The organism is Luteitalea sp., from assembly GCA_009377605.1.
Classification (GTDB): domain Bacteria; phylum Acidobacteriota; class Vicinamibacteria; order Vicinamibacterales; family Vicinamibacteraceae; genus WHTT01.
Map to the genome: position 1 here is coordinate 1 of WHTT01000126.1, position 13,423 is coordinate 13,423.

13 protein-coding genes are annotated in these 13,423 nt (G+C 64.6%); 2 read left to right on the forward strand and 11 right to left on the reverse strand.

The annotated features are described in order from the left end of the window. Nucleotides 1–204: 204 nt before the first annotated feature. The 11 genes from GEV06_25950 to GEV06_26000 form a co-directional block, all read right to left on the reverse strand. Nucleotides 205–861: a hypothetical protein gene (locus GEV06_25950; protein MPZ21312.1), complete on the reverse strand. Its 657-nt coding sequence runs from the start codon at nucleotides 859–861 to the stop codon at nucleotides 205–207. 128 nt (nucleotides 862–989) lie between these two features. Continuing rightward, nucleotides 990–1,949 (reverse strand): DUF4097 family beta strand repeat protein, encoded by a 960-nt coding sequence (locus tag GEV06_25955; protein MPZ21313.1) that lies wholly within the window; start codon nucleotides 1,947–1,949, stop codon nucleotides 990–992. A gap of 7 nt (nucleotides 1,950–1,956) precedes the next feature. Then, nucleotides 1,957–2,763: a hypothetical protein gene (locus GEV06_25960; GenBank protein ID MPZ21314.1), complete on the reverse strand. Its 807-nt coding sequence runs from the start codon at nucleotides 2,761–2,763 to the stop codon at nucleotides 1,957–1,959. Further along, on the reverse strand, nucleotides 2,760–3,362 hold the full coding sequence (locus tag GEV06_25965) for a sigma-70 family RNA polymerase sigma factor (protein ID MPZ21315.1): 603 nt from the start codon (nucleotides 3,360–3,362) through the stop codon (nucleotides 2,760–2,762). The genes GEV06_25960 and GEV06_25965 overlap by 4 nt, the downstream gene beginning before the upstream one ends. A 131-nt stretch (nucleotides 3,363–3,493) precedes the next feature. Beyond that, nucleotides 3,494–4,750 (reverse strand): ISL3 family transposase, encoded by a 1,257-nt coding sequence (locus tag GEV06_25970; protein ID MPZ21316.1) that lies wholly within the window; start codon nucleotides 4,748–4,750, stop codon nucleotides 3,494–3,496. A 272-nt stretch (nucleotides 4,751–5,022) separates the two neighbouring features. Beyond that, complete coding sequence (locus GEV06_25975; GenBank protein MPZ21317.1) at nucleotides 5,023–5,484, reverse strand: methylated-DNA--[protein]-cysteine S-methyltransferase; 462 nt, start codon at nucleotides 5,482–5,484, stop codon at nucleotides 5,023–5,025. A 129-nt stretch (nucleotides 5,485–5,613) separates the two neighbouring features. Further along, a complete protein-coding gene (locus GEV06_25980) occupies nucleotides 5,614–6,474 on the reverse strand; it encodes a hypothetical protein (protein MPZ21318.1) in 861 nt (286 codons plus the stop codon). Nucleotides 6,475–6,485: 11 nt separating this feature from the next. Beyond that, entirely contained in the window at nucleotides 6,486–8,027 is a 1,542-nt protein-coding gene (locus GEV06_25985) for a S8 family serine peptidase (GenBank protein ID MPZ21319.1), read from the reverse strand. Between the two features lie 74 nt (nucleotides 8,028–8,101). Further along, a complete protein-coding gene (locus GEV06_25990; protein ID MPZ21320.1) occupies nucleotides 8,102–9,820 on the reverse strand; it encodes a hypothetical protein in 1,719 nt (572 codons plus the stop codon). A 141-nt stretch (nucleotides 9,821–9,961) separates the two neighbouring features. Continuing rightward, nucleotides 9,962–10,072 carry a hypothetical protein gene (locus GEV06_25995; GenBank protein MPZ21321.1) on the reverse strand — a complete coding sequence of 37 codons (111 nt, stop codon included), beginning with the start codon at nucleotides 10,070–10,072 and terminating at the stop codon, nucleotides 9,962–9,964. A gap of 33 nt (nucleotides 10,073–10,105) precedes the next feature. Then, nucleotides 10,106–10,384 carry a hypothetical protein gene (locus GEV06_26000; GenBank protein ID MPZ21322.1) on the reverse strand — a complete coding sequence of 93 codons (279 nt, stop codon included), beginning with the start codon at nucleotides 10,382–10,384 and terminating at the stop codon, nucleotides 10,106–10,108. 156 nt (nucleotides 10,385–10,540) lie between these two features. On the opposite strand from GEV06_26000, the gene GEV06_26005 reads away from it, so the two are divergent. Then, the gene (locus GEV06_26005) at nucleotides 10,541–11,848 is read left to right on the forward strand and encodes a translocase (protein ID MPZ21323.1); all 1,308 of its coding nucleotides are present in this window, start codon (nucleotides 10,541–10,543) and stop codon (nucleotides 11,846–11,848) included. Between the two features lie 52 nt (nucleotides 11,849–11,900). Continuing rightward, complete coding sequence (locus GEV06_26010) at nucleotides 11,901–13,268, forward strand: translocase (protein ID MPZ21324.1); 1,368 nt, start codon at nucleotides 11,901–11,903, stop codon at nucleotides 13,266–13,268. The last annotated feature ends 155 nt before the right edge of the window (nucleotides 13,269–13,423 follow it).

The window sequence follows — 13,423 nt, forward strand, 5'->3', positions numbered from 1 at the left end:
GACGTGATGGCGATGTGGAGGTGAAAGGAGTGGAGGGGTAGAGGGAACCTACAGGGGATCGTAACCACGAAGGACATGAAGAACTAACCACGAAGGACACGAAGAGCACGAAGATATCCCGGGTAAACTTCGTGATCTTCGTGTCCTTCGTGGTTTCAGTCCCGCTGACGGGGCTTCTCCTTTACCCCGTTTCTTGCCGCCCTCCTACGTGCCTGGCGCTTCCGCGACGAGGTGCACCAAGACGTGGGCGTCTCCCCTGCGGATCCACACACGGACAAAATCACCGCCCTTGAGCAGCTCGACTTTCGAGCCATTCGCTCGCGGCTGTCCGCTTTGCGCCACCTTGTCGATCTCGCTGTCGGGGATGACGCTGGCCATTTCACGACCGACCGGCTGGCCGCCCTTCAAGAACTCCACCCATCGCTCGTACTCGGGCGTGGCACCCTTACCCTCGGTGGCGCTCGCCGTGTCTGGGGTGAGCCGCACTTCGTAGCTCCCAGCAGGCAGCGGTTCGCCGTTGGCTTGGACCGATTGCGGGATTCGGACGCTTCCGAGCTCTACCTCGCCGGATGGTAGAGCAGAGACGTCTGCGGCCTCCGTGTCCGGTTGCATCTGTGGCTCGGTTTCGGGTGCGCCTGGCGTGGCTGGTTCCTGTGGCATGGCGGGCTCAGCCGGCTGCTCTGGCGGCGCGGACTCCGGCAGCGGTGGCTGCGTCGGTTCTGGCTGCGCGGGCTCTGTCGGCGCGGGCTCTGCTGGCGGCGCGGGCTCTTGCAGTGGCGTGGCAACCAACTCTGCCACGAAGGGAGCCCCACCGAGGGCGACAGCCCCACTCAGCAGTCCGACGAGAATCGTCCGCTTCATTAGTTGCCTCCTGCGTTCAGTGATGCGTTGACTTATAGCGCGGCGTCCCCATACTCTGGCACCCTGGCCGCACCTCACGGGTCATTATAAAGGAAAAACGCCGTGTTCTCTCTCAACAGCCGGGGTAGCTATTTCAGGATGGTGATATCGCCGCTGAACGTCGTGAGGTCCACCGACGCCGCACCGTCGCCGACGACACCCTGGACGTTGCGGCGGCCGCGTCCGCCGGCAAGGTTCTGCATGGTGACCGGCAGATCCGAGCGAACCGAGCCGCTGAACGATCCGGCGGTCAGCTCGAAGCCGGTCTGGTCGCTCGGTTGGAAGCGGACGTCGCCCGAGTGGGAGTTGATCGTGTAACGCCCGGTTGGGCTGAGCGGGCCCGAGAACTCGACGTCGCCAGAGAGCGACGTGACCTCCAGCCGCGTGGTGGAGACCTCACCCAGGCGCACGTCGCCACTGACCGAGGTGACCTTCAGCCCGCCAGCCTTGATGTCGCCGAGCGTGACGCTGCCGCTGGTCGTCTTGATATTCGCGTTGCCGGTCGCCGTCGTGGAGGAGATGCGCACATCGCCTGAGAGTGTTTCCGCTGCATCGAGCTGGGTGAGCCCAGACGCCACGATGTCGCCCGACACGGCGCGCAAGGTCGCGCGGCCGTGCACGTTTGTCGCCTCGACGTCCCCGGAGACGGTGTGCACGTCGAGCACCATGCTCGCTGGCACGCGCAACGTGTAGTCGACCTCCCCGCGTGAGCCATTGCCTCGCCGCGCGCGTGTTCTCACCTCGACCCGGGCGGCGCGCTGCACAATCTCCACGTCGATAGCCGCGCCGCGCCGGCCGTTCTTGCGAGCGTCGATGTGCAGCTTGTTTCCCTCGGTTCCGGTAATCGTGATGTCGCCGGCGATGTTGTGGAGCTCGAGCACGTCACCATCGTTCACGCGGAGCGTCCGGACGATGCGATCGTCGCTGTCCGCCCGTTGCTCCTGTGGGCGTGGCGCCGGATCCGCGCTGAGCGGCGGCGCAGCCAGGAGCCCTGCAGCGGGGATGGCGAGCGCCAGAATGAGCCAGCGAACGAGCGCACCAATGATCATATGCACGCTATCCTTCGTTGAGGCCTGCCGGCATCGCCGACCGATCGAGGCGCACCTCCCGCATCAGCGCCACGGTGTCCTGGAGGAGCGTGACCTTGCGTCGGAACGCGTCGAGCAGGCTGGCCTGGGCAACGAGGTTGTCCGGCTGGTCGCGGACGGCTCGCCGGCTATCGTCGATCGCTTGATCGACGAGCGCCAGGTTCGTCTTGAGCGTGGCCATCACGTCCGGATCCAGCTCGGTACCGCTCGCGCGCGCCGCCTCTTCCAGCCCGGCGATTGCTTTCTCGTAATGCTCGGCGGCTAGCGCGATCTCCGATTCGACTGTCGCGACGAGATCTTGCGCGCGCCTATCTCCCGCTTCCGTCCGGGTCGCACGAAGTGGCTCCGCCTGTTCCCTCGACACCCAGAGCGACCAAAGGCCGGCGCTGATGGCGACAACGAGCAGGGCGGCTGCCGCGGCCATCCGGCCCCACGCGGGGAGCAGTCGGCCCTTCGACTCACTTGTCGGCCTGCCATGAGCGAGCCCGACGGCTCGCCGAAGGCGGGCCGTCGGGCGAGTCGAATGGAAAGGGTCCGCGCGCTCTGCCTCGAGGGCAGCTCGAAGGCGCGGCCAGACGTGAGGTGGCGGCGGGACCGGTGGAAGGGTCGACGCCGCCTGTCGGATCTCTCGGAGATCTCCGACAAGCGATCGGCAGCGTGGACAGCTCGCGACGTGCTGCTCCACCTGCGCGGCCAACGCGCGGTCGAGCGCGTCGTCCACCAGATCGACCAGCAGGTCATCCACCGCGCTGCAGCTCAGCTCATGCCCCATCATGGCGTCTCACCTGGTTGGCTAGCGCGGCCGGCGCGATCAGTCGTTGGCGCCGAGGCGCCGACCAGCTTCGCGCGAATCTTCATTCGCGCTTTGTGTACCTGCGACTTCGACGTGCCAACCGCGATGCCGAGCATTGATGCAATCTCATGGTGCTCGAACCCCTCGACGTCGTGCAGAACGAAACAGCTTCGCGAGGCGGGCGGCAACTGGCGAATCGCTCGCTCTAGATCGAATCGAGTTGGCACCATGGCCGGATCTCTGGCACCGATCCGCGGCGCTTCAGCGCGATCGAGCGAGTCGGTCCGCAGGTCGTTGCGCGCGCTCCGACTCCGCAGGTGGTCGAGACAGGCGTTGACGGCGAGCCGATACAACCAGGTGCCGAGCGACGAGGCGCCTTTGAAGCTGGCAAGCTTGCGATACGCCGTGAGGAAGACCTCCTGGAGCAGGTCTTCCGCGTCCGCCGCATTGCCGAGCATCCGCAGCGTTAGTGAATAGAGGCGCCCCGAATGCTGGTGATACAGCTCCTCGAACGCGGAGATGTCGCCTGCGACGCAGCGCGACACGAGACTGGCGTCATCTCCGCGATCTCGATCCGACATCTTAGACGAGGACCTCTGCCCGAGGGGTTGCCGCGTTCTTTGCTGGATACGAGCCCGCCGGCCGGCTGGTTCAAAAGGAACCGGGTACCTTTTCGCGCCCGAAAAGGTACCCGGTTCCTTTTTACGGGTCTTCAGCAGAATCTGTGGGTCGCTTCGGGCTCCGGGAGCTGACCCAACGTATGGTACAGGGCGATTTCCAAGCACCGATACGAACGAAAGCCGTACGCCTTTCTGCTAGTCAGTTTCGCTTTGTTGTTGAAGCCCTCGACGATGGCCGCCGAAATCTCCCCGCGCGCCCGAAACCAGTTGAGGAGCAGCGGTCGATGCCGACGGAGCATCCGGGCGACCTTCTTCATCGGCTCGATCCGCGAGCGCATCACCTGCACGCACCACTCATCGAGGAACGCCCCCGCCCAGTCGAGCGATCGGTAGTGCCAGAAGTCGTCAAACCATTCGCGCAGCAGCATGGCACGGACGGCGCGCAGGTTGTGCTGCACGAGCTCGCGCAAGCGGGCGCGCTGATCGCGCGTCTGGTTCTCTCGGCGTTTCAGGAGCAGCCAGCGCGCTTTTGTGAGGAGCGGTTGTCGCCCGCGCTGTCGGAGCGAGCGGACTTCCGCGCGACGGACCTGGTCGATCGCGTCGCTCATGTGCTTGGCGATGTGGAAGCGGTCGAGGATGTGGAGCGCGTGACCGGCCTTCTTGGCGACGACCTTGAGGTACGCCTTCCACATGTCACTGCAGATAAAGGTGAGCGCCGCCGTGCGCTCCTTCCCGAACCAGCGGAAGAACTGCAGCAGTGTCTTGGCGCGTCGGTGCTGCCCGATCCACAGCAGCCGCTTCTGCGTCGGATCGATCTGATAGACGAGGGTCAGGAAGTTGCCGCCGTGCTGCCAGTGGACCTCATCGATCCCGATCGCCCGAATTCCGGTGAGATCCACGTGATCACGCCCCCAGGCGACGGCCATGGCGACCGATCGAAACACTTGGTCCCAGCTGGTGCGGAAGACGCGCGCGACCTCCTGCCAACTGAGGCGCTTCGCCCACGTCGCCAGAAACCACTGGTACGTCGTCGTGAGCTGGTGCTTGCCGTCGGCCCACGGCACCTGCTCGACGGTGACCCCACAGCGGGCGCAGTCGATGCGCCGCATCATGTAGAGGAAGAACACGCGCAGGCCCCAGAGCGGGATGAACTCGAAGCGGCGCGGCGCAAGGCGGTCGTAGACGCCGCCGCTACGCTGCCCGCAGCCGCTGCACTGTGGCCGGTTGCGGCGATGCGGCGCGATCTCAATCGTCAACGCGAGCCCGCCGATCTGCTCCTCAAGCTGGATCGCGCCGTACACGAACCCTCGCTGTTTCTGAATCCGATTCAGGATAGTCTTGATCTGCATCCCGCCGTTCGTCTCCGAGGTCCTGGTGAGTGTAGGAACCACCATTCTCTCCGAGGCGACGCGGGATGCATCATTCGCGGCGCCGCGCGCGTGGAAGCTGCCAGACCTGTGGACGCCGAGAACGCGCCCACAGGTCTTTGCAAAACCGCAGGCGGTTTCGCACAGCTCCCACACGCCTCATCGTCATCTCCCTTCAGAAGCACGAAGAACACGTGAACCCCTCAGAATCATTGGTCACCGACCCACAGATTCTGCGGAGGAGGCCTTTTTACTTATGCGTCCCAGCGAATATCATCGAACTGGCGAATGCGGCTGCCGATGACTCGAACCCCTTCAGCGCGTAGCAGCTCTCGCTTCAAAGAGATGCTCCCGCCGTAACCGCCGAGCTGCCCGCCGGAGGCGACCACACGATGGCAAGGGACGCGCGGATCCGAGCATCCTGCCATGATGTTGCCGACCGCCCGCGCGGCTCTGGGCCTGCCGGCAGCCCCCGCCACGTCGCCGTACGTGCTCACACGGCCAGCTGGGATGCTCGTCACTACTCGCAGCACACGTGCGCGGAACCTCGCTGAGGCAACGGGAGCCGCCCCTCGACTCTGCTCGGGGCGAGCCTTCGGTTTAGGCCGAAGCTGCTGGGAATGGCCCACGTCGTTGTCCGAAAACGTCGAGGAACGAAACGGCCGCCTCGGCGAGGCGGCCCTACCTAAGGGCCTGTCAGGGAATAAGTGCACCATTCCGGCTGCCGATGCATCCCGTCTGGCAGCGTTGCTCGTCGCTTACATACTCCCGGTATGCGCACTCCTCGCGCCTTGCCAGACGGGCGCCTCGACACCCAGAACGGCACACTTATTCCCTGACAGGCCCTAAAATGTCGCGCTCAGTTTCACCCGAAAGAGAAACCCGCCGAGGTTGGTCTCACCGAACACCTCAGATACCGAGCTCTCCGATTCTCCTAGCGCGTCCGGTACCCACCGATAGCGGGCCTCTGCCGCCACGCCGAGCACGCGCCAGATCGGAACCTCCACCCCGCCAAGCAGGTGGTAGCTCGTAAACCGCTCGTCGACATCTTCGTCACCGGCGGCAAAGTCGGAGGTCTCCTTGTACGCCAGCCAGCCGACACCGCCGCCGACGTACGGCACGAACGGCAAGCGGCGGCGGGCGGAGCGCCGACCTGCCTGCTCCTGACTCGAGGAGCCCGCGGAGCGCGGTTGCGGTGGCGACTCGCCTCCAGCAAGACGATAGCCGGCTGTGAGGTCGATTGGCGTCATCGACACCGTCAAGGGAATGCCGAGACCGAAGACGGCCCCATCGTCGACAAAGACACGCTCACCATCTTTTTCCATGTGCGAGACGTCGACCTCGACGAAGAAGCCGCGCGGCAGGAGAACGCCACCGCTTGCCCCGTATTCGACGGCGTTCGCGCTTCCTACCGTCGCGTCGAACGTTTGCGACGCAGCAAGCGCGAGCCAACTGACGTGACCCGAAGCACGTACGCGCACCGCCCTCCTTCCCGCAGGCCGCGGACGGGCTGTTTGCTGACGTTGTGTTTCCGCGGAAAGAGCCTCGAATGGAACGACTCGCTCGCGTATCTCCGGTAAGACGATCTCGGTTCTCTTGCGTGTATCCGGGGTCTGCGCCGCGGCATCGCGGACGTCTGTGAAGGTCATGCCTGCGATCAACAGCCCACACGTGATCGACGTCATCGTGGTCATGCGCTCGCTCACCGTGCGCTCCCTCATTGCAGGATCCCGAGGCCGCGCAGCGTCGCGCGGGGATTGATGAGCCCGTGGCCGTACTCGTCGTCACGACCATCGTTCCCTCTGTCCGTGGCAAACCTCGTGATGGCCGCTTCGATCGCGGCGGGACTCGTGATGCCCTGCTGCATGAGGAGAGCTGCCAATCCTGAGACGTGCGCCGTTGCCATCGACGTGCCTTCGCTGTACAGGTAGACGAACATATCGAACCGCGGCGCTCCGTACTCAGAGGGCGGGAACGGGAACACCAGGGCACGCACGGGGTCGTAGGTTTGCTGCAAGATCATGCCCCGCACGCCGCCTTCGTCGAAATCACCACCGGGCGCCGCAATCTCGACATACGGCTTGATCGCGGAATACGCCGCCCGATTGAGGTTGCGGTCCACTGCCGACACGGCCATTACCCCGTCGATGCGCGACGCGATTTCCGCGAACGGGGCATCCGGATTCCCCTCTTCGAACTCGTTGCCAGCGGCGATCGCGACAAAGGCGCCGCTGGAGACGGCGTCGCGGAGCGCGTCTTCGACGACGGGCGCCGGCGGACCGTTGCGGCCGATGCTCATGTTCAGGACGCGTGCGCCGTTCTCGACCGCATAGCGAATGCCCGCCGCGATCTGCGCGTCGGTCCCAATGTTTGGCGCATCGAAGACCGTGTCCCAGGCTCCGGAGATGACCTTGACCGGCATGATGCGCACATTGAACGCGACGCCGGCGACGCCGACGTCATTGTCGGTGAGCTGCCCGATCGTGCCAGCCACGTGCGTCCCATGTCCCTCGAGGTCGACCGGATCTTCGTCGTTCCAGATGAAATCGCGCGGTGCGACGAACCGATTGGGACCGTCGAGGTCCGGCGCCGCGCTGAACGGCACGACAACGGGCCCCAGCGCCGGAAAGGAGACGCCGTTCTCGTCGATGAACGGTTGGCCGACGAACTCGAAAATGGCGTCCTTGTATGCGACGCCCGTGTCGAGCACGGCGACGATGATCTCGTCGCTGGATCCGCGGTTGATGTCCCACGCCTGTTCCATGCCGAGCGCCGCGGCGAGGTTCCACTGCCGGTCGAACAACGGGTCGTTCGGCGTGAAGTACGGCTCGACTTTGTACGCGGCCTGCGCATATTCGACGTTCGTATTACGCCGCAGCTGGGAAGCGACTGCCTCCGGGTCGGCGGCTGTCGGCACGCTCAGCACTTGGAAGTTCGCATACGGGGGCTGCGATGCGCTCGCGGCGCCCGCGACGCGCATGGCTTGGGCGCGCGAGGCGCTGCCCGTGCCGCTCCTGAACCTCACGATGACGCGGCCTGGCTCATAGGGAAGGCGACTCGGCGTTTGCACACGTGCTCGGCTTCGGCTGTTGCGCGCGCGTGTCACGATCATCTGCTCGAGGCCACGATCGATAGGGGGTGGCGCCACCGACTGGAGCAGCCGGCGAGCGGCGGGCTGGCGCGGCTCCTGCGCGTGTGAGGTCAGCACCAGGGCCAACGCCACGAGCACGGATGACGAGATCCAAGAACGATGATGCATGGCAACCTCTGCGTCGCGTCGTGCCAAAGGCCGCGACGCCGTAACACGGCGCTGGCTCTCCTATTATCAGCGGATCAAGGCTGGCGCTGCGGCACTGGGGACGCTGCCGAGGAGGGAGTCGACGTCACGCGATTACCCCTGTCCGGCGTCCGACCGGGCGGCTGCAGCGCCTCCAGGAGCACGCGGCCGTCGGGATCGGCCAACGTGACGCCGGCGAGCACTGCCAATGTGGGCGCGACATCGGCTGGAGAAGCCGCGGCGAAATAGCGACCGGGCGCTATGGCCGCGCCCATGAGCAGCACCGGGACACGCCGGTCGTAGTCATTGGCGCTGCCGTGCGTCGCGCCTGTGCCGGCGATGATCCAATAGGGCTTGGGGACGAGATTGAGCTCGCCATTGCGACCGGCGTACAGGCTCCGTCGCACCAGCCGGGCCACCGGATCGTCAACGTAATTGCCGTGGAGCACGCCGTCCGTGTGGAAGACCCGCCCCACCCCCGGCACCTGTTGAATCGCCGCCGTAACTTCCTCCCAGGCTTGCGGCGTTTTGTCGAGCCGCTCGCGGGCCTCGGCCGTGAGATAGAGCTCGCCTGACATGAAGTGCTCGATCCACGCTCCTGGTCCGAGCACCTTCGCCAGCGCCGCCTCGGCTTGCTTCACGACCTCCTTCATCTGCAGTCGGCCGGCGTCGAGACCGAGCGCCGTCATCTGCTCCGGAACCGGCGCCACACCGTGATCGGAGGTGAGGGCGACGACGTAGTGTTCGCGGCCCACCAGCTGGTCGAGCGCGTCGAACAGCTCTGCAAGCGTTGCATCCAGCCGGACCAGCGTGTCCTGAACTTCGTGGCTTCGTGGTCCAAACGCGTGTCCCACCCGATCGAGCCCCGAGAAGCCGACGCCGAGGAAGTCGGTGCCCGGACCCTTGCCGAGGCCGAAGGACTCCACCGCAGCGGCAGCCATACGTCCAAGATACGCATCGGCGAGCGGACTGCTCTCCCAGCGTCCGTAGGACGCCTCCTGCGTGTCGGCCTTCAACGGATGCGGGAACGTCGTCGAACCGCCGTGCGGCGGTGCTTCGCCGGCGCCCTCGTCCTCGTAGAGATACGAGGAGCTGGGAAGCGCGCGATCCCAGATCTGGGTGAGCTCGCGGTCGACCGGATGCTCGGTCAGGTAGCGCTCGAGGAAGGGGACGCGCCCGCGCACACCGTGGGCAGAGGAGCTCATCCAGCCATCAGCGCCCTCGTGCCAAGCGGCGAGGTCTGCTCGCTGACCGGCGAGCATGATTGCCGAGCGGGCCTTCATCGACAGCGTCACGACCTTCACAGGGGGGCTGCTTTGCGCCCGGAGCTCGTCGGCGAGGGTGGGTACGAGCAAGCGTCGGGCGCTCTCGCCCGACGTTGCGGCCCCGGCGCCGTATGCGACGGCAGGCGCTGACGGGTCAGCGGTGCAGGACAACTGTTGGCCGGCCTCGCGGTCCCACCAGGCATTGTTGATGACGCCATGCTTCCACGGGAGCGTGCCCGTGGCGATGGTCGCGTGACCAGCACAGGTCACCGTCCGCGCGTACGGATACGCGGCTTCGGAGAACCATGCGCCCTCGTCGAGGAGTCGGCGGAGGCCCTTGGTCCATTGACCCTCGAACTTGTCGATGTAGTCCGTGCGGAACTGGTCGACGCCGACCACCACGACGAGACGAGGCTTTGGCCCCAGGGCGGACACGCGCTGGGCGGTCGGCGCGGCTGATGAGGTTAGGAGCAGGAGGACTGCGAAAAGAGCGGGTCGCGCGTGTGGCATGATCAAGGGCGGGTTCCTCGCCAACGATTGCCTTGCACTATACAGGAAACGACATAGGAAATAACGTAGCGACGGGCCTTTCCGCCTTCGCGCTTCGCGCTTCGGCGGACCCCTCGCTACGTACGAGGAAATGTCGAAACGTCACCTGCGTTCCGGATGTGCGTTGGGCTCCAACGGGTATCCGTGCTGTTGCCAGGCATCGAACCCGCCACGTAGGTAGCGGACATTGGGGAAGCCATGTTCGAGAAGCATGTACGCCGCACGGGCGCTGGATCCCTCGCGCAGTCAGGTGCAGTAGGTCACGACGAGCGTGTCACGCTGTATCTTCTTTGCGTGCGCCTCGAGCTCGTGTAACGGGAGCCGGATCGCCCCTGGGAGCCTCGTCTGCGCTTCCTCCCAGGCACTGAGGGTTCTCACGTCGGCGAAAGTGATCGGAGCGCCTGTATCCAAGAGCTCCTTGGCCTCTGGCGGCGTGATGGATGCGACGGTAGGTCCCAGCAGAAGGTCGAGCTGCCGGCGAACGTGCGCCATCAAGACAGTCAAATTCGCCCTCAGACGCTCCACGAGCCCTCCTGATCTCGAACCATGACTTTTCCCATAATAGCGTTAATAACGTTGAGTTGTTGAACCTTGAATCTTGAACCTCCAGCTCCAGACGCCCGGTGGAACGGGTGGATATGGGTCTACCGAACGCGGTGGTTGGACCGCGCGCTGTCGATTGTGACGAGGCCCGTGTACCCCGGCGAGGGACTGAGCGCGCTCCTGCTCGGCACGAACCTGTTTCTCCTGCTTTCGAGCTACTACTTGCTCAAGGTCGTCCGGGAGGCGCTCATCCTCAGCCAGAACGGGGCAGAAGCCAAGACCTATGCGACCGCCGCTCAAGCCGCGCTCTTGCTGTGCGTCGTGCCGGCGTACGACATGCTGGCGAAGCGGTTCCTGCGAACCCGGCTCGTCATGATTGTCACATGCTTCTTCATGACGCACCTGTTGATCTTTGCGGGGCTGGGCCAAGTCGGCGTGGCGATCGATGTGCCGTTCTTCCTTTGGCTTGGCGTCTTCAGCGTCGTGATCGTCGCCCAATTCTGGGCCTTTGCGAGCGACGTGTACACCGAGGAGGAAGGTAAGCGTCTCTTCCCGATCCTCGGGGTTGGCAGCGCGCTCGGGTCGCTCGTTGGAGCCGCCCTCTCCGGCCATGCGCTCGCGGCGTTGGGACCGCACGGCGTCATGTTGCTTGCGGCCGGTCTTTTGGCGGCGGCGGTGATGAGCACCTGGGTGGTCAATCGTTACATGTGCGCAACATGCAGCAATCAGCCCGACATCGCCGACCAGCCGTTCAGGGACCGGGGTGGCTTCCGGCTCGTGTTCTCGGACCGGTACCTCGTGTTGATCGCCCTGTTCGTCCTTCTCTTGAACGTGGTGAACACCGGTGGCGAGTTCCTCCTCGGCAAACTCGTGGTGGCGGAAGCGGATCGTCGCGCGCTGCTCGCCGGTGATGCGTTCGGCCGTCAGGCCTTCATTGGTGATTTCTACAGCCGATACTTCACGGTGGCAAGCCTATTGGGCTTGCTGTTCCAAATCTTCCTCGTGTCCAGGATCTTTCGGTGGATCGGCATTCGAGGCGCCCTGCTCGTGACCCCGTGCATCGCGCTCGGTGGCTACGTCCTGTTGGCGGGAGCGCCGCTGCTCGCCGTGCTCGGTGCAACGAAGTTGCTCGAGAACTCGTCAGATTACTCGATTCAAAACACGGCACGCCACTCGCTGTTCCTCTCGGTTGGACGGGATGCCAAATACAAAGCCAAGCAGGCAATCGACACGGTCTTTTGGCGCGCCGGCGACCTGGTCCAGGCGGGCCTGGTCTTTGCCGGCAGCCTGCTTGCATTCACGGTACGACAGTACGCGCTCGTGCTCTTACTCTCGGTCGTCGGCTGGCTCATCGTCACGGCGCGGCTTGGTCGAGAGTATCGGAGCCGGCAGCTGCACGAGACGCCCGAGGCCCGCGGGACATCGATGGCAGGCGAGGCGTCATAGTCATATGGCAGTGGTAGGGACGTCGTGCCGAGGCGTCCACGGAGGTGACTCGATGACAACTGTTTCGACTGCGGTGGCGGCGGCGCCGCAGCCAAGGGCATCCGGTCTGTTCGAGCGCGTCCTGCGCCCCTTCAGCGATGTGCACGAGGGTGAAGGGCTGACGGCGCTGCTCATGCTCGCCAATCTCTTCTTGTTGATGACCGGGTACTACATTCTCAAGACCGTACGCGAGCCGCTCATCCTCACGACTGGCGGCGCGGAGCTGAAAGCCTATGCGTCAGCCGGACAGGCGCTGTCGCTGATGGTCTTCGTCCCGCTCTACGGCTGGTTCTCGTCGCGCGTCGCGCGTCTTCCACTCATCGTGGGCTTCGTCGGGTTCTTCCTCGTGACCCTCGAGCTGTTCTATGTGGGGATCTCGGCATCCGTGCCGTTCATCGGCTTCATCTTCTTTATCTGGCTCGGCATATTCAGTCTGGCGACCGTCGCCCAGTTCTGGTCGTTCGCCAACGACATCTATCGGCTCGGGGCAGGTGAGCGGCTTTTTCCACTCATCGGAATAGGCGCTACGGCGGGTAGTCCGGTCGGCGCAAAGGTGGCGAGTGAGCTGTTCGAGGCGGGCATCTCCATGCCGGCAATGCTCCAGATTGCCGCGGCGCTTCTCGTGATTCATTTGCTGCTCTATTGGTGGATCAATCGACGCGAAGAGCGAGAGGCCGCGACCGCGAGACGCGAAGATGGTGCGGCCGAGTCCGGCAAGACGCCGCTCTCCGGTGCCGGTGGCTTCCAACTCGTCTTTCGGAGCACCTATTTGAAGTTCGTGGTGTTGCTGCTAGTCCTGTTGAACGTTGTGAACACCACCGGCGAGTACGTGCTCGGGCGGACCGTCGTAGAGGCCGCGACCGAAGCCGTCAACGCCGGTCAAGCGGCCGACGCGGCGTCGTTCATCGGCGGTTTCTATGGCGACTTCTTCTTTTGGGTCAACCTCCTGGCGATGGTCATCCAGGCATTCGCCGTGTCGCGCATCGTCAAGCACCTGGGGATGGCCGGTGTGTTGCTGATCCTGCCGTTCATCGCGTTCGGTGCCTATGGCCTCATCGGCCTCGGTGCGGGACTGGCCGTGCTCCGCTGGGTGAAGACGGCGGAGAACGCCACCGACTACTCCCTGATGAATACCGGCAGACAGCTCTTTTGGCTGCCCACGGACCGGAACGAGAAATACAAGGCAAAACAGGCAGCAGACACGTTCTTCGTGCGAACGGGCGATTTGTTCTCGGCGGCAATCGTTTACGCGGGCACGAGCTGGTTCACCCTCAGCGTGAGCGGCTTCGCGTGGATCAACGTCCTGATTGTGCTGGCCTGGCTCGTCGTGGCCGTGCGAACGTATCGCCACTATCGGCTGCTCTGCGCCGCGTGCCCCTAAGAGAGGGGTCAGGGATCAGGGATCAGCAGGCGTCAGGGCTCAGGCGCCTTCCTGATGCCCAACCCCTGATCGCTACTGATCCCTGACGCCTATTTGCGACGAAGCAGTGGCAGATAGCAGAGAGCTGCGGCCAGGGCGTCGACAACCGCGGAGCC

Bases quoted from the DNA above. Each gene is read 5' to 3' on its own strand.
- GEV06_25990 (MPZ21320.1), bottom strand. From the start codon at position 9,820: ATGCCACACGCGCGACCCGCTCTTTTCGCAGTCCTCCTGCTCCTAACC.
- GEV06_25985 (MPZ21319.1), bottom strand. From the start codon at position 8,027: ATGCATCATCGTTCTTGGATCTCGTCATCCGTGCTCGTGGCGTTGGCC.
- GEV06_25975 (MPZ21317.1), bottom strand. From the start codon at position 5,484: ATGGTGCACTTATTCCCTGACAGGCCCTTAGGTAGGGCCGCCTCGCCG.
- GEV06_25960 (MPZ21314.1), bottom strand. From the start codon at position 2,763: ATGATGGGGCATGAGCTGAGCTGCAGCGCGGTGGATGACCTGCTGGTC.
- GEV06_25955 (MPZ21313.1), bottom strand. From the start codon at position 1,949: ATGATCATTGGTGCGCTCGTTCGCTGGCTCATTCTGGCGCTCGCCATC.
- GEV06_25965 (MPZ21315.1), bottom strand. From the start codon at position 3,362: ATGTCGGATCGAGATCGCGGAGATGACGCCAGTCTCGTGTCGCGCTGC.
- GEV06_25970 (MPZ21316.1), bottom strand. From the start codon at position 4,750: ATGCAGATCAAGACTATCCTGAATCGGATTCAGAAACAGCGAGGGTTC.
- GEV06_26010 (MPZ21324.1), top strand. From the start codon at position 11,901: ATGACAACTGTTTCGACTGCGGTGGCGGCGGCGCCGCAGCCAAGGGCA.
- GEV06_25950 (MPZ21312.1), bottom strand. From the start codon at position 861: ATGAAGCGGACGATTCTCGTCGGACTGCTGAGTGGGGCTGTCGCCCTC.
- GEV06_25995 (MPZ21321.1), bottom strand. From the start codon at position 10,072: ATGCTTCTCGAACATGGCTTCCCCAATGTCCGCTACCTACGTGGCGGG.